Origin of the sequence: Paenibacillus sp. FSL H7-689 (assembly GCF_000517905.1) — a bacterium.
GTDB classification, from domain to species: domain Bacteria; phylum Bacillota; class Bacilli; order Paenibacillales; family Paenibacillaceae; genus Paenibacillus; species Paenibacillus amylolyticus.
Map to the genome: position 1 here is coordinate 1 of NZ_ASPU01000022.1, position 19400 is coordinate 19400.

Below are 19400 nucleotides of genomic sequence, written 5' to 3' on the forward strand. Positions count from 1 at the left end.
TCGCGTTCATTCTGCAAGCAGAATGTTTACTCACTCGTTGTTCAGTTTTCAAAGATCAAACTTGTTTCGTTACCGAATGTCGTTCTCTTCAGCAACTCTTATATAATATCATGTCCGAACCAACTTTGCAAGCTCTTTTTTTAAGTTTCTTTCGAAGCTTATTTCAATTGCTTGCCGCACCGTGTATCTCGTGTTTTTTTGGCCGGAAATAGAATATACCATGTAGAACACACACTTGTAAAGAGTTAATTTCAAAACTTATCAAATCCACGATCTAACCATATTAAGGACCTTCAATCTACCACGAACTCTTAGGTTCAATTTTATTATCCTGCAGCTTAATCTTCTTTATTTAAATCTGTCTTTCTTCTATATATAAGAAGGCAACCCTCTCAACTCTTATATTCGAGACGAAAGGGTTACCTTCTATAGTAATCTATATTTATTTACGTTCTACTTTATATCCCTTATCCTCAAGCAGTTTCACGATGCCGTGATCGCCCAAGTAGTGTGCCGCACCAACAACAATGAAATATTCCTCACCTTTGCCGTTTTTCAAGTAACCATCGATTTTGTCCGCCATACCAATGTTACGATCAACCAGCATTGCTTTGTTATATTCCTCGTTAGTGGAGAAGCTGTTTGTCAGTTCAAGCAGTTGCTCGTCATTACCCGTTTTCCACATCTCAGCCATTTCTTTCACACTGTTATCCAACACGTCGAAGTTTTCGATTGTCGCTTTCAGTGTTTCCTCTTGTGTTTCTTTGGAAAAGTCGTTAAACATACCAAGTTGAGATTGATAACTCTCCAACTCGATAACTGGAAGTTTGCGCTCGATCGCTTTCTGGATGAAATACAGATCCACTCCTGCTGACGCTTCGTATCCTGCCGTTGTGGACTTCAAACTTGCAAGTGTGCTCTCTACCACCCAAGGCTTAAATGCATCCAAAGCGTTAGACTCCAGACCATTTTTCTTCAATACATCACCCAGCTTTGTATACGTTTCACTGGAAATGTGGTCTTTCAGTGTTGTTCCATCTTGATACGAACCCAGACTTAGAACCAGCTTTTGCTGCTCTTCGTCAGCGGCTTTGCTAATATCAATCTCTACCCCGAGATAATCTGCTTCGGCAAAAGCTTCTTCAAACTCCGGACGCAGTGGGTAGAAGCTCTCATCCGCAATATGCATGGACCCTACCAGATAGACGGTGTTGCCATTGCTTTCAACTTCCCACATGAAGCCACGTCCACCGGTTTGAGCAGTTTCAGTTGCTCCACCTTTGGATACCAGCAGCACGGTGCGCGTTGCAGCATCCCAGCGAACTTCATAACCCGCTGCATCACCGACGATGCGGATTGGAGCATACGTTACACCGTTGATACGTGTAAGCTTGCTTTTAAGTGTAATCGTTTTGCCATCTACTACAGCCGTGATCGTATCATCTGTCGCAGTTGTTAGCTTCACATCCATAGCATCCAGCGTGGTCCGCAGTGGAACCAATGTTGTACCTTTCTCCAGGATCGGCGCTCCTGTAGCATATTTCACAGCTTGGTCATTAACCTTGACGGAAGTTCCTTGTGGAGCAGCCATAGCTGGCACTGCAGATGCAAGCAAACCTACTGAGATGGTAAGAGATAAGAGCATGCGTTTCCAATTCTTCATATTATGTATCCTCCTTTAAGGAATATAGTTGCCAATCCAATTTTTAATAGAATAGACATACTTAGATACTACGGATAAAGGTGGGAATTGGTGCCACTCCAAAACGGAGCAGCACTTTCTCCCTTCATTACTCTCATTAGAATAAGAAACAATAAAAACGAAACCGTCGTATAGGTTTAATGCTAGATATTCGCAAAATCCAAGCTATGCCAAGATAAATAGATACTGATCAGAGCCAGGAAAAAGAATGCTATAGAAACCTTCGGATTGCCCAGCAGCTTCACCCCATATGCGACGAAGAAAATAGCGATAGCTAAGCTTTGGTAGTTGCCCTGCTCTGAAAAGGCTGAACTGCTAAATACAATTGAAAGTAGTAGTGTAGTCAGGATCGATCAATGCTTTAAACCACAGAGGTTCCCTCAAAAACTGTATATAGAACCCTTTTAACTGCTGCATGATCATCGACCCTCTCCTGAACTCGATTTAATATGACCACCGACAGAGCACACCACTTGTCATAATTAGTGAGAAAAAGTCATCAATAAAGCTTATCTATCAGGACATATTTTCATGATAAGTAGGAAAAAGCGCAAAACTCATTTTGCATATTCATGCATGCTAATATATACGGATTTTTGCGATATTTTTTCTTAATTATACATAGCAAAAAGACCACTATCTAGTATTAGATAACAGTCTCATTTTAGAATACTTTATTCATTTAAATTAAAATCATTCCGTCTTCTATTCTTCTACAGAAACATAAATACTTAATCGTATGCGAATTGCCGCTATCTCAAAACCAGTTAGAATCATAATCCAGTGATCTTTCCTCCCCTTCTTTCTCTAGTAATATGTTCAGGAAAACATCAAGCAGCTCCTATCAGCTTGAGTACAACTAAAAATATTGCTGGGATAATCGAATTGATGGAATTAAATATTCAGTGAACTATGATATTCGACCATATATTTCTGATAGCTCCTTCTAAAGTAAGTAGAAGCTGGATCCTTATTCTTGCTGCTTCATTCGGAAAGAATCTCACAATTTTTGTGCTTCGGCATGTAGTTGTCATGATTCATCCTCTGGTATAGAGTCTAACTAATCTTCTTGCACATTTCGGTACAGTTTATCTAATATCGTTTTTAACTGATTTAATTCATCGTGTTCCAAACCTCGTGTAACATAGTCATGCGCGTTTTTAACTGTTAACAACAGCTTTCCTTTAACTTCTTGACCTTTAGAGGACAAATATAAATAATGTGAGCGCTTATCTTGATCATGAACAATACGTCGAACCATGCCCTTGCGTTCTAAAGAATGTATCATTCTCACTACCGTTGTTTGATCCCGATCGATGGCCTCCGCCAGCTCTTTTTGAGTCATAGCTTTATCTATATCAAGACAGGAGATAATGCTCCACTGCTCCGGTGTAACCTTGTAGGGCTTTAATTGTTTCGTAAAATAGTTTGTAAGCTTGACATCTGTACGATGGATCAAGAAGCCGGTAATATTATATAAGTCCATTGCAGTACCCTCATTTATCATTTTCTTAAATCAAATATAGTCGATCTCTCAAAGGTTACACATGAAATCCGTCAAAAATTCGTTAATTTCGTTTAGAAAAAATGATACATGGATACAATCAAGCTAAGTATGAACAAAATGAGTGCTGGAATGGCCTTCTGAATCGGGTCTTTAGCTAAGACTATTAAAGTAAACGCTCCAGCAAGCATTGTTCCGGCTAGAAGCAAGCCAGCTAAAATTGCTGCGACAGGCATCCAGATGCCAACGATCATACCAGCTGCCCCCACAATCTCGAACGACCCAGTCAAAACATTAAAGAACGATGGCAGTCCAAAACGTTTAAACTCATTGGCCATTTTACCGGAAATAATTTTGCTTCCTGTAAAAAGGAAAAAAACACCTAATAGAACCTGTAAAACTGTGATAAAAATGAACATATCTACCCCTCTTTCATAAAGTTATGCATATGAATTTAATATATGCTATAGCATGTATTTTGTTTGAAATTTTATATATTGTCAACCCTAAAATAAAGCTTTATAGATTATAGCCCTCTTATGTCCTTTTAATTTTTCTTAGATTATCGTTCCAAAGGAAGCTTTCTTTTTCACATATCGTTAATATTTCTAGCATGGATAATTCAATTTCTGTTCTTTGTTGAACTGTGGTAAATTTCTCTGTAATCAGCCAATTAAAAGCCTATGCTTCTTACTTTCAATAAATTTAGTAATAAACAAAGGTAATTTACTTAACTTATTGTCAATTCGACCTACGGAATGTAATTTAGCTTGTTTATACAAAAATCAACCATCCCAAATTAAATAAAACTTCTAAGTAATTATTCGTTCTTGACTGTTTGTATCGAACACCATTAAACAACATGTAGCGCGTTCAACATTAAATTGGCCACCAATGGCTGCAAGCTAATTTCAAATAGAGATATGCATATTTATGGATAAATATGCATATCTCTCTAATTATGACAACACACACACCTTCAAACACTCCACCTAGATCTTATATGCCTTCATGGCTTTAAACAATTCCTTAAAGGTTGGACGTTTACCGTACATCAACACACCTGTGCGATAGATTTTGGCTGCAAGCCATCCGAAGATGATAATGGATACGATGAGAATGGCTAAGGACGTTAGAATCTCCCAAGTTGGCGCAACTCCTGCGCCGATTCGTACCAGAATCGCGGTCGGCGACGTGAATGGAATGAAGCTTGCGATTTTCAACAACAGAATGTTCGGCGTAGAAATACTGAAGATCGCAATATAGAAGGAAACAAGCGACAACATCGTAATCGGCAGAACAGCCTGACCGAGTTCTTCAGTACGGCTTACCATTGAACCAATGGCAGCAAACAACACGGCATACAGGAAGTAACCCAGAATGTAGAATATGAGTCCGTACACAATAACTGCACTATTCACATCACTTACACTCATATTGAAATCACCTAATACTGCACGGTTATGCGGCAGCAAGATATTTCCGGCAACCACCGCTCCGAAGATCCCGATTTGCAGCATCCCCACCATGAAAATACCGATAATTTTACCAAACATCTGACTGAGCGGTGATACACTCGTAATCAGAATCTCCATAATACGTGAGCTCTTCTCAGCTGTGATCTCAGAGGCAATCATGTTACCTGTCATCATCGTTGAGGTAAACAGCAGGATGATCAGCAAGTACACCACAATATAGTTAATCGGGCTCATTTTACCTTCAGACTCAGTACCTGCTCCGCTCTCATCTGTACTCAAACTTTGCTCAGTGAGCTTCACAGGTGTTGTAATCAGTTCCTTCTGCTCCGCTGTGAGTACATCCTTCACAACCACATCCAGCTTCACACTCTGCAACGCTGCTTCAATGGATGCAATGATCTGAGGTGATACGTCTTCTGCTGAATATAGAATGGGCTGCGGGAACTCTTGCCCGGAAACAGCTTCAAACTTCAGATAACCATCGGTAAGCCCTGCTTCCACATCCGCCGCAAGAGCAGCCTCATCTTTGTCACCACTGGCAATGAATCGATAGGCCTGATCTCCTTGAGCCGCAGAGAAGCTCTCCAGTTTCTCGGAAACTTCAGGTTGCCCTGTACTCAAAAGACCAATATTTACAGGATTACTACTTGAAGCTCCACCAATGGAACCCCCATTAAATAAGGTAATGAAATACGGGACATTGAGTCCGATTGAAATTAAAAGTGCAAGTACAATGGTCGTTACCATGAATGATTTCGTTTTAACTTTGTTTTTAAATGTAAAACCCGTAATCGTTCCCATTTTATTCATTCGACTCACCTACCTCACGAATAAAGATTTGGTTAAGCGTTGGTTCCTTCAGTTCAAAGTGTTCCACTGTCGTCTGAGTCATGGCTGTTCTCAGAATCTCTTGAGCCGCTTCCACCTGACTAATATGTATCAGGTAACCACGCTCATTTCGCTCGACTTTCTTCACACCAGGCAACTGTTCAAGTCCTTCCACACTACCAATCGTACCCAGGAATACCTGTTCACGCGGATACCGGCTCTTGATCTCCTTGATCTCTCCTTGTACCACCGTGTTGGAACGATGCAGAATGGTGATCTGACGACACAACTCTTCAACGTGCTCCATACGGTGTGTTGAGAACAGAATGGCCGTGCCTTCGTCACGCAATTCTTTGACGGTGGACTTGAGTAATTCCACGTTGACGGGATCCAGTCCACTGAACGCTTCATCCAGAATGAGAATCTGCGGTCTATGCACTACAGCCGCGATAAAGCCCATTTTCTGCTGATTACCTTTGGATAACTCCTCGATCTTCTTATCGTAATACTCAGGTACCTCAAACCGATTCAGCCAATACTTGAGGCTCTGATCTGCGTCCTTACCATTCATGCCACGAAGTCGTGCCAGGTAATTAATCTGTTCGCTGACTTTCACCTTCGGATACAATCCGCGCTCTTCCGGAAGATAACCCATAATCTGTTGTAGCTCCGTATTATAGGGCTTGCCGTTGTACAGGATATTCCCTCCGTCAGGGTGAATCAGTCCAAGCACCATACGCATTGTTGTTGTTTTACCTGCACCATTAGCTCCGAGCAGTCCGTAAATCTCCCCCTCTTTTACATTGAGCGTAACTCCATTAACGGCTGTTTTGTCTGCATATTGCTTGACGACTTGCTTCAATTCCAATCGGTTCATCATTTATCGTCTCCCTTCGGTTATTTCCACTGTACGGGTGCATACCCGGCAATCCAGAATGCCAGCACTTCATCCAATTCCAAGTTACGGATTTTCAATACCCGGTTATTGGACAGCTCCAGCCTCTCCTGCGCCTCGCTGACCCGGGTTGTAATTACGCGAACCAGACCTCCCTCTTCTATAGAAGATTCCACAACACCAGGAATACTTTCTGGCCTTAAATCTCCTTCATACCAGACTTCTTTCCACTGATCGAGCACCATATCTTTCTCGGCCATCCCCAGTGACTGACCACGGTGCATCAATACGATGTAATCCGCAAGCCTTTTGACTTCGTCTGCAATATGTGTGGCAATCAGAATCGTGGTGTCTCCCCCCGCCATGAAGGTACGGAACTGCTCAACCATCACTTTCCAAGCAAAGGGGTCCAATCCTGATGAAGGCTCATCCAAAAGCAATAGTCTTGGGCGAGCTGCAATTGCAGCTGCAATCTCAAATTTTCGCCTTTCTCCCTTGGACATCTTGTTCAGCTTCACATCAACAGGTACTTCCATATCCTGAATCAGTTGGTCGAACAACTTCATATCCCAACGTGGGTACCAGTACGCCCGGAAATGGGCCGCTTCTTGTGCTGTTATCCGGTTCTCTTCTGAACCAGCGTTATCTGCCACAAAACCAATCTGTTGTCTCAGTTCAATGGGAAGTGGCCCATCATGTTCCTGACCAAACCATATAATCTGCCCAGCATCTGGCAGCACCACTTGCTGTAACATGTTAAGAAGGGTGCTTTTGCCTGAACCGTTGTGACCGAGAATAGCCACTATATACCCTTCCGGGATGGTCAGATCAATTGGGCCGATAACTCTGCGTTTTCGCATTTTGGATATGCCGTTCAACTGGATTGCTATGGGTTCCACGTATGAATCACTCCCTTACTTCACGTAAATAGCCTTCAGGACTTCCCGGAATAGGCTCTCCATCTCTTCTTCCGTACAGCCTACCGATTTCCCGGACTGCACCGCTGCCTGCATCGCTTCCTGTGCGGCCTTTAATCTATAATTTTCTCTGTCACCGGCTTCTACCTGGGCCACAAATGTACCTGTCCCCTGCTTCGTACGAAGCAAGCCTTCATTCTCCAGATCCTGATAGACCCGTCTAACCGTAATAACACTGCAATTCAGTGCTCCGGCGAACTCACGAATGGACGGCAAATGTGTTCCCTCCCCCAACTGACCCGTAATAATTAACGATCTTAACTGATTTTCAATTTGGTGGTATAAAGGTTCAGCGCTATTTTCATTAATTTGAATGGGTATTTTCACATCTTGCACCTCGCCCTCCGGTACACTCCAGTCTGTTACCTGACCGTGCCGGTTTCATCCTGTATTCGTACATAAGCTCAATTCTCATTTTAATTCAAATCCCGATGAACCAGCTTCTTCAGCGTAAAACGACTAGACAGCCATAATCCCGCTACGCCAGCCACCAGAGAAATCCACATGATCGGGGAAAGCAGCCCCCATGATTTACTTCCATCCATTACAATCCGTAATCCGTAACTGCCTGATATTCGAATCAGTATGGATATGCCAATGGCGAATGGTATAAAAAGCATACTGAGAAGCAAGTATTTCTTGCCACTGTTCAGAAACTCTCCGTAAATATAGAACCCTGTTACCAAAAGGCCATAACCTGTACAGGTAAGGCTAAAGGCCAGATACTGATCCCATCGGAATCCTTCGACATGAAGGTTAACCACGTATAATGATCCGTAGAAAAAGATTCCATTGTACGTAAACGCCATCAGAGACTGCTGTAGCCTGGACCACATCACCACTTGTTCAGGGATGGGAATTCTACGATAGTAGGCCAGCATCTGCGTATAAGAATCTTCCTGTATGTAACGGAAGGAGCGCCTGCAGAACATAAACCCTTGAAATGGCAACATGATTAAAAAGAAGGAATCCACTACTGGATTAATAATATCTGTCTGTTGTTGTCCTAAAAACATCACACCGCTCATGCCGCCAGTGTATATCATGAATAATGCAGACCATAGCCATTGGAGCCTATCCTTACTCATCTGGCTGCGGGTCAACCACCATGCCTGCTTCCATTCGTTCATATGCATGCCTGCCTTTCACCTGTCATTCACTCATGTTGCTTACTGTGATTACTGTATATATCAATATACACAGTATACAGACCTGTTTCTCATCCCGTCAACCCCTAATTTTCCTGAATCAGGAAGACGGGATGGGACACAGTACGAATTTACGTTAAAATAAATTAGAATCATAGAAAGGAAGGTTACAGCTATGGATTGGCTGGTAGAGATCGGATTTGTCCTCCTTTTCCTTATCGTCGTAATCTGGTTGGTCCTTCGGGATGAGCCTCATCGTCATTCTGCCAAAAAAGGCAGATACCGCATCCGCCGTAACAACGGTTATACCGACTCTGCTTCGGGATATCCGGTCATTATGGGAGATGACTCCTACGATCGACATGCCAAACACACACCGGATCACAAACATCATGAGTCGGATTCTTCATCAGACACACATTCTCATCACAACAGCGATAGTGGTAGCAGCAATGACAGCGGTGGAGATAGTGGCGGCGGAGACAGTGGGGGTGGCGGGGATTAAACATCATTCCCCAATCACAAAAGAAGGGCTGTACCCGTTATTGTGTAAACACAATTCGGGTACAGCCCTTTGCCGCTCTCTAGCACCTGTTAGAAGAAGAGGCCTTACGATTAAACGAGGTTATAACCACTAGGCAGACTGCGATCCCTGCGGATTGCGCGAATCTGAGCCAGCGTTAACCGTTGATTGGTGGAGATCAGGGATTCCACATCATTGCCACGGATCAGATCATCCAAATCTCTCAAGTTGGTGTTGCCTCGGAAGACCCGGAATCCACCTTGGAAGTTAGGACGTGTAAACACAACCAGTGTTGCATTAGAACTTGTTGAGAAAAAGCGCAGGCTCTCCACCCCATCCAAAATATTGTCCAGGTTACGAAGACCCGTGTTGCCACGATAGATGCGGCTTCTCCCTCTGTAGTTCTCTTCTGAATACACGGTAAGACGTGGATACGTCTGACTGACGTTGACTGTTTTTTTCATTTTGTTTCCCCCTCTCGAACTCATTCTATGAATGAATGAGAGAGGAAGCGTGGACGAATGATCTGCTAGATTCGTCCATTTTCATATTTTCAGAAGGTTATAGTGACGCACGCCCGAGTAACCGGAGGTTATATCTCTACTTCTATACGCCGAGGATAACTTCCCATACCGGACGTGTATGACCACCAGGATATAAGAGATATAAAAGAACATACACAACAACACCTGTTAGCGCTGACCCAAACCAGATCATGGACGTGAACTTGCCCCAGCGGCGATGTGTTCCGAACTTCTTTTTGAACCCCAGTACCAGTGTGGAGATGCCAAATATCGCTGCCACGGTAGCGAGGATAATATGAAAGATCAGAAATATCCGATAAAAGATCTCCAGATCCGGGTCCCCGCCCCAAGCCGTATTGCCCACGAACACTGTACGAGACATATAGATCACAAAGAAGATTAGAGCTGCAATCGCACCTGCTACCATGGCGGACTGATGAGCCTCACGTTTCCCCCGAATAATCAGTACCCATCCAATCCCCACCAGTACTGCACTAATCACAATGAAAGAAGTACTGATCGTTGGTAGCCAAAAATACATATCCATCGTGTGTTCCCCCTCTTGTCAGAACATTACTTCATTATTTGGCAGCCGGATTGAGCGGCCCTCCTGCGCCCCCTGCAGGATACGAATCATCATCATCTTCCTGCTTCTCTTTCCGATACCATTGGAAAAAGACATAAGCCAGCATGGAGGCAAAGATTCCTTCCTGAATAAACTTCATGACAATGCCACCGACCTGCTGATCTTCTTTCGCAGAAGACAGGAAGTTGAAGAACGCAGGCCCACCGAATGAGCGAAGTAATGCCGTAGAATCTCCAGACACACAATACCGCATTGCTTCAGCCCATACTGCCGGGTTGCTGTACGTCTGATACAACGGCTCGGCCGCAAAAATAATCAATCCACACGCAGGCGTGAGCAGTACCATATTCAGAAAAATAAAACCAATCTTGGATAACCCCGATGCTTGTCTGCCTTCTGGTAACGGATTCAGCAATGTCCACCACATGAGCATCGAGGTGATGAACAATGCAATATAATACAACCGGTGAACGGTAAAATTCAGCATGACGTAATCATGTACAATCGGTAGGTGATACAGCGAGAACAGCCCGTTAAAGAGCACTGCCGCAACGATCGGATGAGCCAGGAACGATAGCTGTCGTGTAGGCAACCAGCGTACGATTTTGCGCCATACCCAGATCGGCAAACCTTTCATCATCAGCGGCGGGGCTACCAGATAGGAGAACGCCATGCTCACCATATGGAAGCTAAACATCACGTGACCAAGCAGATTAAATGGTCCAGCTTGAGCCAGATACAGGACAAACAGCCCTGTAATAAACATGATTTTCTGTGCAGCAGTCGCAGGTTCTGCATCCTTTATTTGCTCGCTTAACGGTCCCACAAGCACCAGATAAGCCGCAGCAATGATCAGAAATAAAGCCAGTATAAGCGGACTCCATAAATCATTGAAGCTAAAATATTGCAACCCGAGCATACGGGAAACCTCCCCGTGACCTGATTTGGTTGTTGCCTTCATTACTTTGTGAAGATTCATTCGCCAAAAAGGGGAAAAGACGGCGGCATTGCGCCGCCGCCATCTCTTTTACCACCAGACCCAATAGAGTGCCATAATGATGCACGTAAAGGCTACGAAAAAGCCAAAGGCCATGAACAGAATCGGCATCAAGTGCCCTTTGTCCTTCAAGTGCATCCAATAACCCAATTGAACGAATACTTGAAGAATAGCCATGACGAGCAAAATAATAATGATAAAGGTTGTGTTGACCCCTCCGGCAGAAGCAGCCGCAAACGCAATCAGCGTAAGAATAATGGAGAAGATAAACACCACGACGTGTTTCTGTGGCCCTTCCGTCCGGTGACGGTGTTTCACAGGCTGTTGATCTGTCTTATCCTGTGCCGACATGTGCTACCCCACCTTTCCGAGCAGGTACACGACCGTAAAGATGAACACCCATACCACGTCAATAAAGTGCCAGTACATTGCGGAGACGTATACTTTAGGTGCGGTTACGACCGTCAATCCTTTTTTGAACAGCTGACCGATAATGATTCCGATCCACACAATACCAAAAGCAACGTGGGCTCCGTGGAACCCGACCAGTGTATAGAATGCTGAACTGAATGCACTCGTGGTCATGCCAAACTCTTTATGTTTCACATACTCGTAGAACTCGTAAATTTCCAGTGCGAGAAATCCCATACCCAGTACTACCGTGATGCCAAGCCACAACGCCAGTGCATCTCGCTTGCCCTTATGCATGGCCTGAATCGCAAATACACTCGTCAAACTACTGACCAGGAGAATGAACGTTGCAGCGGCCACAAGTGGCAGGTGGAACAGTTCATTCGCCGTAGGTCCATCATTAGTTTGGCCACGAAGAGCCAGGAAGGTAGCAAAGAGTGTACCGAACAGTACCGTCTCGCCGCCAAGGAACAACCAGAAGGCGATAAGCTTGTTACGGCCTTCCAGCGTTGCTTTCTCCGGTTCATGCGGCAATTTGTCGTTCACCGGTTCGGCATGTGAGGTTGTCATGTTCTAGCCCCCTTCTCATCCTGATCCTCCGGTTCAATATGCCAGCCATGATCATCATAAAGTGAACGAAGTGCCATTGCACCGAATGTGATTACGAGACCAATAATAACTACAATATAATTGTTGAAAATGACATTCATAAATGCATTACCAAATTCATCATTGCTGAACATCAAGCCAAGTCCGGCGATAAAGATACCTACTGACATTACAAACGGCAACGGCGTTGCTGAAGGCATATGAATCGAACCTACAGGTTCTGCCGGTGTCATCTCCGTATGTCCTGCCATTTTTTCCTTCCAATATGCATCAATTCCGCGTACCAGCGGCGTCTGCTTGAAATTATATTCCGGCGGCGGAGATGGAATAGACCATTCCAGTGTACGGCCGTCTTCCCACGGATCGTTTGGCGCGCCAGCCGGTTTTTTCATTGTGATCACGATGTTCACGAGGAACATGATAACCCCAACACCCATTAGAAACGCACCGACGGAGCTGACCAGATTGAGCAGGTCAAAGTCCTGATTCGGCAAGTATGTAACGATCCGGCGCTGCATCCCCATCAGACCGAGGAAATGCTGTACAAAGAACGTTAATTGGAAACCGATCATAAATGTCCAGAACGTCCATTTGCCCAGTGTTTCGCTGAGAATACGTCCGAACATCTTCGGCCACCAGTAATGCAGTCCCGAGAACAATCCAAGTACGAGTCCCCCTACAATAACGTAGTGGAAGTGGGCTACAACAAAGTACGTATCATGGAACTGGAAGTCTGCCGGAGCAGATGCCAGCATAACGCCTGTAACACCACCCATAACGAAGGTTGGGACGAATCCAACAGCAAACAGGTTTGCCGCGGTAAAGCGGATCTGTCCACCCCACATCGTAAAGAGCCAGTTAAAGATTTTGATCCCGGTAGGTACGGCAATCAACATCGTGGAGATGGAGAAAAGCGCGTTGGCTACATTACCCAGACCTGTTGTAAACATGTGATGCGCCCATACCATGAAGCCCAGAAAGGCAATCAGGATGGTGGCAAATACCATGGAGCTGTATCCGAACAAGCGTTTACGCGAGAAGGTCGGAATAACCTCCGAGATAATACCAAATGCCGGCAAAATCAGAATGTATACTTCCGGGTGCCCGAAGATCCAGAAGATGTGCTGCCAGAGTACCGGGTTACCGCCACCTGCTACATCGAAGAAATTCGCTCCCAGTATACGGTCAAACGTCAAAAGTACAAGCCCTACCGTGATGGCAGGAAAAGCAAAAAGGATAATGGCAGATGTAATAAATGTCGTCCATGTAAACATCGGCATCCGCATGTAGGACATGCCTGGAGCACGCATTGTAATAATCGTTGCGAGAAAGTTAATGCCCCCGATGAGCGTTCCCAGACCCGCGATCTGAAGGCCAATGGTGTAGAAATCCACACCATGCGTTCCACTGTACTCACTGCCCGAAAGCGGAGTATATGAGGTCCAGCCCGCATCCGGTGCTCCGCCCATAACCCAGCTCAGGTTCAGCAACAATCCACCAAAGAGGAATGTCCAGAAACCCAGCGCGTTAAGAAACGGGAAAGCAACGTCCCGTGCCCCGATCTGCAAAGGCACGACAGCATTCATAATGGCAAAAATAAGTGGCATGACACCAAGGAAAATCATCGTTGTTCCATGCATTGTAATCAATTCGTTGAAGACCTGTGCCGATACAAAATCATTCATAGGCTTCATCAGTTGAATCCGAATCAAAATGGCTTCAATGCCGCCGATTCCAAAGAAAAATCCACCCGCAACCAAATAGAGAATGGCGATTTTTTTGTGATCGACGGTGGTGATCCAATCCATCAAGCCCCTGTACCTCTTGACGCTATGCGCATGAGCCAAGGTTGTGTACCCCCTTCTTCGTCCTTGCTGTTCTATTCATAGTCCAATTTGTAGTTGGCCAGATATTCGGCAATTCCGTCGATTTCTTCATCCGTCAACCCAAGATCTTTGGGATTCGGCATGGTATTGCCCGGCTTCACGGATTGTGGATCATGGAGCCATTCTTTCATGTTATCCAGTACCGGATTACCTTCTTCCTGTCCCTCGCGAGAATTCAGCAAAATGCCTGCGACAGATTCCTTGCCGCCAATTCCCGTCAGGTTAGGTGCAACCGGTCCACCTTGATCACCAACAGCGTGGCAAGAAAGGCAGTTTGTTTTGAACTTTTCGGCCAATTGAGTGTCTTCAGGAAGGACTGCAGGTGCTTTCATCTGGTTCACCCATCTGTCAAAGGATTCCTGACTCACTGCTTTTACCTTAAACTCCATAAAAGCATGCGATCTGCCACATAATTCGGCACATTTACCACGGTAAACGCCTTCATTCGGTGCAGAGAAACTGAACTTGTTAAGTGTTCCATCCGGGTTTGTGTCCATTTTGCCCGCAAGTGACGGCACCCAGAAGGAGTGAAGCACGTCAGCGGTTTTTAATTCGAATGCAATTTTTGTTCCGGTCGGGATGATGAGATCTTGAGCGGTGGTTACGTCATATTGAGGATAAGTGAATTCCCACCAGTACTGATGCGAGGTGACTTGGACCTTAAGTGCATTTTTGTCATTGGACAGATCTTCGCCTTGGGCAAAAATCGTTTGGACCGTCGGTACTGCCAGAACAATAACCAGCAATAACGGAATGGCTGTCCAGATTACTTCCAGCTTGAAATTACCTTCAACCTGTTCGGGCATCTCAGTCTGCCCGGCTCGTCTACGAAACCGGATCAGAACATAGGCCGCTATGGCAAATACAATGATGAGCACCACGATCATAATCGCGATGGATAACTTCATCAGATCATATTGGCCTTGCGCTACAGGACCCTGAGGTTTCATTACCGACAAGTCTTCCCGCCCGCATGCGGATAGCAGCAAAGAGAACACCGCCAGCAAGGGGAGAATTCGCTTTGCAACCTGCCACTGTTTCATCATTGATCTACCCCACTTTTTTACGTTTTCGTAGATTACCGTTGTCGTTCGGTAGAAAGGCAACAAAAGGTACGTTTCAGCACGATACGCATAATCCTCTTCATCATACAGAACGCTTAGAAAAATAACGCTTCCAGTACTCCCGTGATTTCCTGCTCAGGGCATGTCTGCGCATTCTTCCAATTCATTCTATATGCTTCAATCACTTATTAAATATAAGTTGAGGGTATGATTTTGTCAATCTTTGGACACATGTTCACAAATTGTTCACTTTATGTAAAAAACCGCTCTACAACTTGATTTGCAAACGATTTCAGTTAAAAGTATTACACTCTACATTTGAAAATTTTTGCCAAATTTCGGTGATAAAACTCGATTTATTGGTGATTTTTCTCACATTGAAAACATGTGCTATTATGCAAAAGAAAGATCAGAATTTATGGAAAACCTCTTCCATATCCATTCAGAAGACATGCCTATCGCTCCATACCGCTATCTTCAAGCTCAAAACAGCATGGAGCATTTGGGAGAAAGTTCAACTCAAGTCCTCTTCTTCTCTGATTTCATCTCACGTGCCATCGGTCAGAATCAAGGGGCCATTCCCAGTAATCGCAACCGTATGCTCATACTGGACCCCCCAGCTGCCATCTACCGTCCTTACCGTCCATCCATCGTCATCCCACACAACGGCCCCAGAACTGCCTTTTGTAAAGATTGGTTCAATCGTAATAACCATACCCTCCGTGAGCATCGTGCCCGTTCTGCGTTTGCCATAAGGCAACACATTTGGGGGTTCATGAATATATTGACCAATCCCATGACCAATGAGAGGCTTCACAATTCCGTACCGATACAATCTGGCTGTTCGTTCAATGGCACTTCCAATATCTCCGAGTGTATTCCCTGGAACTGCCTGGGCAATCGCCCGCTCAAGTGCCTTCTCCGTGCGCCTCATCAGCTTGCGAATGGATCTGCTTGTTTCACCAATTCCATATGTCCAGGCCGAGTCAGCAAGCCAGCCGTCTTTGTTCACCACCATATCGATGGTCACTACATCCCCGCTCGCCAACTCCTCTTCCCCAGGAAATCCGTGGCAGACCACTTCATTAACAGAGGCACACGTCGCGTAAGGATATCCTTTATACCCTTTTTGCTCCGGTGTGGCTCCTCGTGCTGCCAGAAACTCTTCCACCCGCTCATTAATCGCTGCTGTCGTGATACCAGGGACCATCCACTGCTCAATATGCTGGTGACAGCTCCACAAAATTCTTCCTGCTTCCCGCATGTAGCCAATCTCTTCTTTGGTTTTCAAAATAGGGTCCACATGCATTCATCCTTCCCGCTGTAGGTGTACTACCATATATATGCAGCAGGAACGCAAAAAAAACCGCCTTCCGGAGCTTAACGCCCGAGAGACGGTTCTATTCATTATCGGAACAGTATAATCAGAGTTGTGTGTTGTTTCAGGACACGGAAGAATCCATCTTGACAAGCTCATGCTCAACCACAGAAGTCAATTCTTCCTCATATCCACCCGTAATCCGGTATTTTCTCACGTACTCCTTCACGAATTTTTTTGGATCCTTAGGACGGAAAATCCGAGTCATTTCCCTCAAACTTTCTTTGACCTCATTGTGACCTTTCGTTGCCATTGTAATTCCCTCCCAAAACGTTGAAAGTGAATGCTCCGTTTAGAGAATGCCGAATAAGTCTTAAATGCCATCCATGAAGTTGTGTGCGCGGCTTAAAGCAAGCTTTAGGTCGGGAACCTCGCTAGAAAGCAAGTACCTGACACTATAAATACCCGATATGATTCGGAATGAATCATAATCTTATTGTAGCATATTCGGAAGTATCTTACGACTTGACGATTTCCTCTAATAAATATAACGGTTTTCATGCCCAAAAAGTTTAATTCCGAATCATATGTTAAGATTGCCACCATTCTATACGGAATTAATATATCCAGCATAACACCGAACTATTCGGGGGATATTATCACGGACAACCCATACAGTTAAATTACTGGTATCCAAAGGAGGCGTCGTCTCATGGACCGCAAAGAACAAGATATGCTGCCCCTTTCTCATGAAAAGGTGGAAGTAGACGGAGTTTACATCAATGAAGCCGGACGTGAGGAACATCTGCACCGGGGGCAACATTTCCCGGCCGATCCCGTTCTTGGCAAGTCGGAATGGAAACTGACCGAATATGCATATGATAATCATCACGAAGGAAGAACCGATGAGCGGTTGGTTCCCAAAGAAAACGACACCGATAAAATGGGCAAGATTACAAACCCTCGCAGACAGATCGAGGGCGGATAACGATTTCGTTTAAAGCAACGTTTAATCGTAAACGATAACAGGGGCAGAGTAAGCTGTACAATGGCTTGTTCTACCCCTGTTTTCTTTTTCCTATGTGTTGATCCCCATCCGTCACAGGCAAATAAATTCATCGGTTCAGTTCTGTCCACCTCTCTCATAACCTAGTTAAAAAGGTCAAAGGAGGCTGGACCGATGTCCCCCATGAAATCGTCTAGCGGTCTGGATGAAAATATTGCCGGCATGCTTTGTTATCTGTTTACCTTTGTAGGTGGGATTGTCTTTCTCGCTGTGGAGAAGCGGAGCCGGTTCGTGTTATTTCATGCGCTGCAATCTGTAACGGTCTTTGGCATCATTATGGTTGGGCATGTATTATCGGCTTTCCTTCCGTTGTTCGGACCACTGGTGGCATCGCTGTTATCCCTGCTTGGTGTAGTGGTCTGGCTTATTATGGTCGTTTCCAGCCTGCAGGGGAAATGGTTGAAGCTACCGTGGGTTGGCGATTTTGCAGAAAAACAGCTGCGTCATCTGTAACTTCAGGCAGAAGGTATACGTGTTCCAAAAAGAAAAGACGATCCATTTCCGTTCAACCGGATGTGGATCGTCTTTGATTATAACGAGGGAAACGAGTCAACCTCTCACCCCCGTATCATGAACACGTGGCTCAGAATGCTTTTTACGGATCGGAATGAAACTTAGATAAGTACCACATCTCCATACCCATTCCAGCGGCCCATACTGGAACCAGCGCATCCACAGATTACTCGCGATGACTTGTACAATAACCATGCCAATGCACACAAGGGTAGACACCGTATACGACACAGCAGCATCTGCAAATATGAGTTGGTATACCACTAACAAAATGATGGTCTGTGCAATATAATTGGTCAGGGCCATTCGTCCGAATGCATGCAGGGGACTTAACATTTTGGAAAAGGTCATGTTCTGGTTCAATCTCAGTAATGTACTTAGATAAAAGATGGATACCACCGGACCAATTGCCACACCGATATGTTCTAATCGAAAAGCAGCATCCATATTGGCTTGCTCAGCAACAGGCAGGCTCGCACCAATCACTTCGTATAGAAACGGACTCATCGCATCCGGAGGAGCAACCCACCACATGATACCGATCCCCACCGTAGAAGCGATGAATGAAATGAACCAGATTCTGCCCAGATACGGGAGTCCTTTCTGGATCTTCTCCATCAGTTGATATTGACCTGCTGACAATCCCAGTATAATTAAAAAAGGAATCGTTAGCATTTTGACACCTATCGCGGCGGCTGCAATAAATCCCACCACACCGATCACCAAATTCACAGTTCGAGGTGCCCAATATAACGGAATGACAATCAGCCCTATGATAGCATAAAGAAATAAAGCTTCTCCAGCCTGATACTGTTGATGAATATATCCCAGCGCTAATAAAATAAGCATCCTGCGGATATAGAGAAACAGCTTGGTATGACCTTTGGGAGCTGACCGGCTTAGAAAAAGATAAAATCCAAGGCCAAATAAAAAACAGAAGATATCGTAAAAACGTGCCTCCACCAAAAAATATAATGCTCGTTGGATCCAAAAATCTACACGAGTATCCGGCTTCAACATAACCCACAATGCCAATACATTTACGAATGGTAGGCCTATCAAGGAAAACCCTCGAAACAAATCCAGAAACTTCATTCGATCTTGTTTTAATACAGGTTGATAATTCATCGTTCCTCCCAGTGAAATTATTGTTATGTAATCAAAAAGCGATTGGATCGCTTATCTCTTTGGTGTATATCCCCATGCATGATAACAGTCTATCCTTCATACAACATGGCTTGCCATCGAATTAGGTGAATAACTTCTTACATCCGGCATAAGGTCTTGTTCCTGTATTGTTCCTGTACAGCAGCACATTGGACGCTATGCTGATGATAAACAAAGCAAAAAAACACCGAAAACACGACTCTG

Annotated in this window: 21 protein-coding genes; 3 read left to right on the top strand and 18 right to left on the bottom strand. The window is 44.7% G+C overall.

Annotated features, from left to right (window positions below):
* Positions 1–442 precede the first annotated feature (442 nt).
* The 8 genes from C170_RS19170 to C170_RS19205 form a co-directional block, all read right to left on the bottom strand.
* Positions 443–1663: a TraB/GumN family protein gene (locus C170_RS19170; protein ID WP_036613154.1), complete on the bottom strand. Its 1221-nt coding sequence runs from the start codon at positions 1661–1663 to the stop codon at positions 443–445.
* Between the two features lie 1099 nt (positions 1664–2762).
* Entirely contained in the window at positions 2763–3188 is a 426-nt protein-coding gene (locus tag C170_RS19175) for a MarR family winged helix-turn-helix transcriptional regulator (protein WP_036613157.1), read from the bottom strand.
* Between the two features lie 92 nt (positions 3189–3280).
* Positions 3281–3625, bottom strand: a complete 345-nt coding sequence (locus tag C170_RS19180; protein ID WP_036613160.1) for a DoxX family protein — start codon at positions 3623–3625, stop codon at positions 3281–3283.
* A gap of 573 nt (positions 3626–4198) precedes the next feature.
* Entirely contained in the window at positions 4199–5494 is a 1296-nt protein-coding gene (locus tag C170_RS19185) for an ABC transporter permease (RefSeq protein WP_036613163.1), read from the bottom strand.
* Positions 5487–6389 carry an ABC transporter ATP-binding protein gene (locus tag C170_RS19190; protein WP_036613228.1) on the bottom strand — a complete coding sequence of 301 codons (903 nt, stop codon included), beginning with the start codon at positions 6387–6389 and terminating at the stop codon, positions 5487–5489. The genes C170_RS19185 and C170_RS19190 overlap by 8 nt, the downstream gene beginning before the upstream one ends.
* 20 nt (positions 6390–6409) lie before the next feature.
* Positions 6410–7306, bottom strand: coding sequence for an ATP-binding cassette domain-containing protein (locus C170_RS19195; RefSeq protein ID WP_036613165.1), 897 nt, complete (start codon positions 7304–7306; stop codon positions 6410–6412).
* A gap of 15 nt (positions 7307–7321) precedes the next feature.
* Complete coding sequence (locus C170_RS19200; protein ID WP_036613231.1) at positions 7322–7711, bottom strand: GntR family transcriptional regulator; 390 nt, start codon at positions 7709–7711, stop codon at positions 7322–7324.
* 89 nt (positions 7712–7800) lie between these two features.
* Positions 7801–8514 carry a hypothetical protein gene (locus C170_RS19205; protein WP_036613234.1) on the bottom strand — a complete coding sequence of 238 codons (714 nt, stop codon included), beginning with the start codon at positions 8512–8514 and terminating at the stop codon, positions 7801–7803.
* Positions 8515–8707: 193 nt separating this feature from the next.
* Between C170_RS19205 and C170_RS19210 the strand changes: the two genes are divergently transcribed.
* On the top strand, positions 8708–9037 hold the full coding sequence (locus C170_RS19210; protein ID WP_036613168.1) for a hypothetical protein: 330 nt from the start codon (positions 8708–8710) through the stop codon (positions 9035–9037).
* Between the two features lie 110 nt (positions 9038–9147).
* On the opposite strand, the gene C170_RS19215 is transcribed toward C170_RS19210, so the two are convergent.
* From C170_RS19215 to C170_RS19255, 9 genes are all read right to left on the bottom strand, one after another.
* Positions 9148–9519, bottom strand: a complete 372-nt coding sequence (locus C170_RS19215) for a hypothetical protein (RefSeq protein ID WP_036613171.1) — start codon at positions 9517–9519, stop codon at positions 9148–9150.
* 142 nt (positions 9520–9661) lie between these two features.
* Positions 9662–10126 carry a DUF420 domain-containing protein gene (locus tag C170_RS19220; RefSeq protein WP_036613174.1) on the bottom strand — a complete coding sequence of 155 codons (465 nt, stop codon included), beginning with the start codon at positions 10124–10126 and terminating at the stop codon, positions 9662–9664.
* 34 nt (positions 10127–10160) lie between these two features.
* On the bottom strand, positions 10161–11084 hold the full coding sequence (ctaG, locus tag C170_RS19225) for a cytochrome c oxidase assembly factor CtaG (protein ID WP_036613176.1): 924 nt from the start codon (positions 11082–11084) through the stop codon (positions 10161–10163).
* Positions 11085–11192: 108 nt separating this feature from the next.
* Complete coding sequence (locus C170_RS19230; protein WP_036613178.1) at positions 11193–11513, bottom strand: cytochrome C oxidase subunit IV family protein; 321 nt, start codon at positions 11511–11513, stop codon at positions 11193–11195.
* 3 nt (positions 11514–11516) lie between these two features.
* Positions 11517–12143, bottom strand: coding sequence for a cytochrome c oxidase subunit 3 (locus C170_RS19235; RefSeq protein ID WP_047840264.1), 627 nt, complete (start codon positions 12141–12143; stop codon positions 11517–11519).
* On the bottom strand, positions 12140–13990 hold the full coding sequence (gene ctaD / locus C170_RS19240) for a cytochrome c oxidase subunit I (RefSeq protein ID WP_370511460.1): 1851 nt from the start codon (positions 13988–13990) through the stop codon (positions 12140–12142). The genes C170_RS19235 and ctaD overlap by 4 nt, the downstream gene beginning before the upstream one ends.
* Positions 13991–14061: 71 nt before the next feature.
* Positions 14062–15114 carry a cytochrome c oxidase subunit II gene (gene coxB / locus C170_RS19245; protein WP_036613183.1) on the bottom strand — a complete coding sequence of 351 codons (1053 nt, stop codon included), beginning with the start codon at positions 15112–15114 and terminating at the stop codon, positions 14062–14064.
* Positions 15115–15679: 565 nt separating this feature from the next.
* Entirely contained in the window at positions 15680–16441 is a 762-nt protein-coding gene (gene map / locus C170_RS19250; RefSeq protein ID WP_036613186.1) for a type I methionyl aminopeptidase, read from the bottom strand.
* A gap of 133 nt (positions 16442–16574) precedes the next feature.
* Positions 16575–16763, bottom strand: a complete 189-nt coding sequence (locus tag C170_RS19255; RefSeq protein WP_017690840.1) for a hypothetical protein — start codon at positions 16761–16763, stop codon at positions 16575–16577.
* Between the two features lie 399 nt (positions 16764–17162).
* Between C170_RS19255 and C170_RS19260 the strand changes: the two genes are divergently transcribed.
* Positions 17163–17438 carry a hypothetical protein gene (locus C170_RS19260; RefSeq protein WP_036613189.1) on the top strand — a complete coding sequence of 92 codons (276 nt, stop codon included), beginning with the start codon at positions 17163–17165 and terminating at the stop codon, positions 17436–17438.
* Between the two features lie 192 nt (positions 17439–17630).
* A complete protein-coding gene (locus C170_RS19265) occupies positions 17631–17969 on the top strand; it encodes a DUF4870 domain-containing protein (protein ID WP_036613192.1) in 339 nt (112 codons plus the stop codon).
* 96 nt (positions 17970–18065) lie between these two features.
* On the opposite strand, the gene C170_RS19270 is transcribed toward C170_RS19265, so the two are convergent.
* A complete protein-coding gene (locus C170_RS19270; protein WP_051447297.1) occupies positions 18066–19157 on the bottom strand; it encodes a DUF418 domain-containing protein in 1092 nt (363 codons plus the stop codon).
* Positions 19158–19400: the final 243 nt, after the last annotated feature.

Bases quoted from the DNA above. Each gene is read 5' to 3' on its own strand.
- C170_RS19270 (WP_051447297.1), bottom strand. From the start codon at position 19,157: ATGAATTATCAACCTGTATTAAAACAAGATCGAATGAAGTTTCTGGAT.
- C170_RS19205 (WP_036613234.1), bottom strand. From the start codon at position 8,514: ATGAACGAATGGAAGCAGGCATGGTGGTTGACCCGCAGCCAGATGAGT.
- C170_RS19255 (WP_017690840.1), bottom strand. From the start codon at position 16,763: ATGGCAACGAAAGGTCACAATGAGGTCAAAGAAAGTTTGAGGGAAATG.
- C170_RS19220 (WP_036613174.1), bottom strand. From the start codon at position 10,126: ATGGATATGTATTTTTGGCTACCAACGATCAGTACTTCTTTCATTGTG.
- C170_RS19230 (WP_036613178.1), bottom strand. From the start codon at position 11,513: ATGTCGGCACAGGATAAGACAGATCAACAGCCTGTGAAACACCGTCAC.
- C170_RS19190 (WP_036613228.1), bottom strand. From the start codon at position 6,389: ATGAACCGATTGGAATTGAAGCAAGTCGTCAAGCAATATGCAGACAAA.
- C170_RS19210 (WP_036613168.1), top strand. From the start codon at position 8,708: ATGGATTGGCTGGTAGAGATCGGATTTGTCCTCCTTTTCCTTATCGTC.
- ctaD (WP_370511460.1), bottom strand. From the start codon at position 13,990: ATGGATTGGATCACCACCGTCGATCACAAAAAAATCGCCATTCTCTAT.
- C170_RS19185 (WP_036613163.1), bottom strand. From the start codon at position 5,494: ATGAATAAAATGGGAACGATTACGGGTTTTACATTTAAAAACAAAGTT.
- C170_RS19235 (WP_047840264.1), bottom strand. From the start codon at position 12,143: ATGACAACCTCACATGCCGAACCGGTGAACGACAAATTGCCGCATGAA.
- map (WP_036613186.1), bottom strand. From the start codon at position 16,441: ATGCATGTGGACCCTATTTTGAAAACCAAAGAAGAGATTGGCTACATG.
- C170_RS19170 (WP_036613154.1), bottom strand. From the start codon at position 1,663: ATGAAGAATTGGAAACGCATGCTCTTATCTCTTACCATCTCAGTAGGT.
- ctaG (WP_036613176.1), bottom strand. From the start codon at position 11,084: ATGCTCGGGTTGCAATATTTTAGCTTCAATGATTTATGGAGTCCGCTT.
- C170_RS19265 (WP_036613192.1), top strand. From the start codon at position 17,631: ATGTCCCCCATGAAATCGTCTAGCGGTCTGGATGAAAATATTGCCGGC.
- coxB (WP_036613183.1), bottom strand. From the start codon at position 15,114: ATGATGAAACAGTGGCAGGTTGCAAAGCGAATTCTCCCCTTGCTGGCG.
- C170_RS19180 (WP_036613160.1), bottom strand. From the start codon at position 3,625: ATGTTCATTTTTATCACAGTTTTACAGGTTCTATTAGGTGTTTTTTTC.
- C170_RS19260 (WP_036613189.1), top strand. From the start codon at position 17,163: ATGGACCGCAAAGAACAAGATATGCTGCCCCTTTCTCATGAAAAGGTG.
- C170_RS19175 (WP_036613157.1), bottom strand. From the start codon at position 3,188: ATGGACTTATATAATATTACCGGCTTCTTGATCCATCGTACAGATGTC.
- C170_RS19215 (WP_036613171.1), bottom strand. From the start codon at position 9,519: ATGAAAAAAACAGTCAACGTCAGTCAGACGTATCCACGTCTTACCGTG.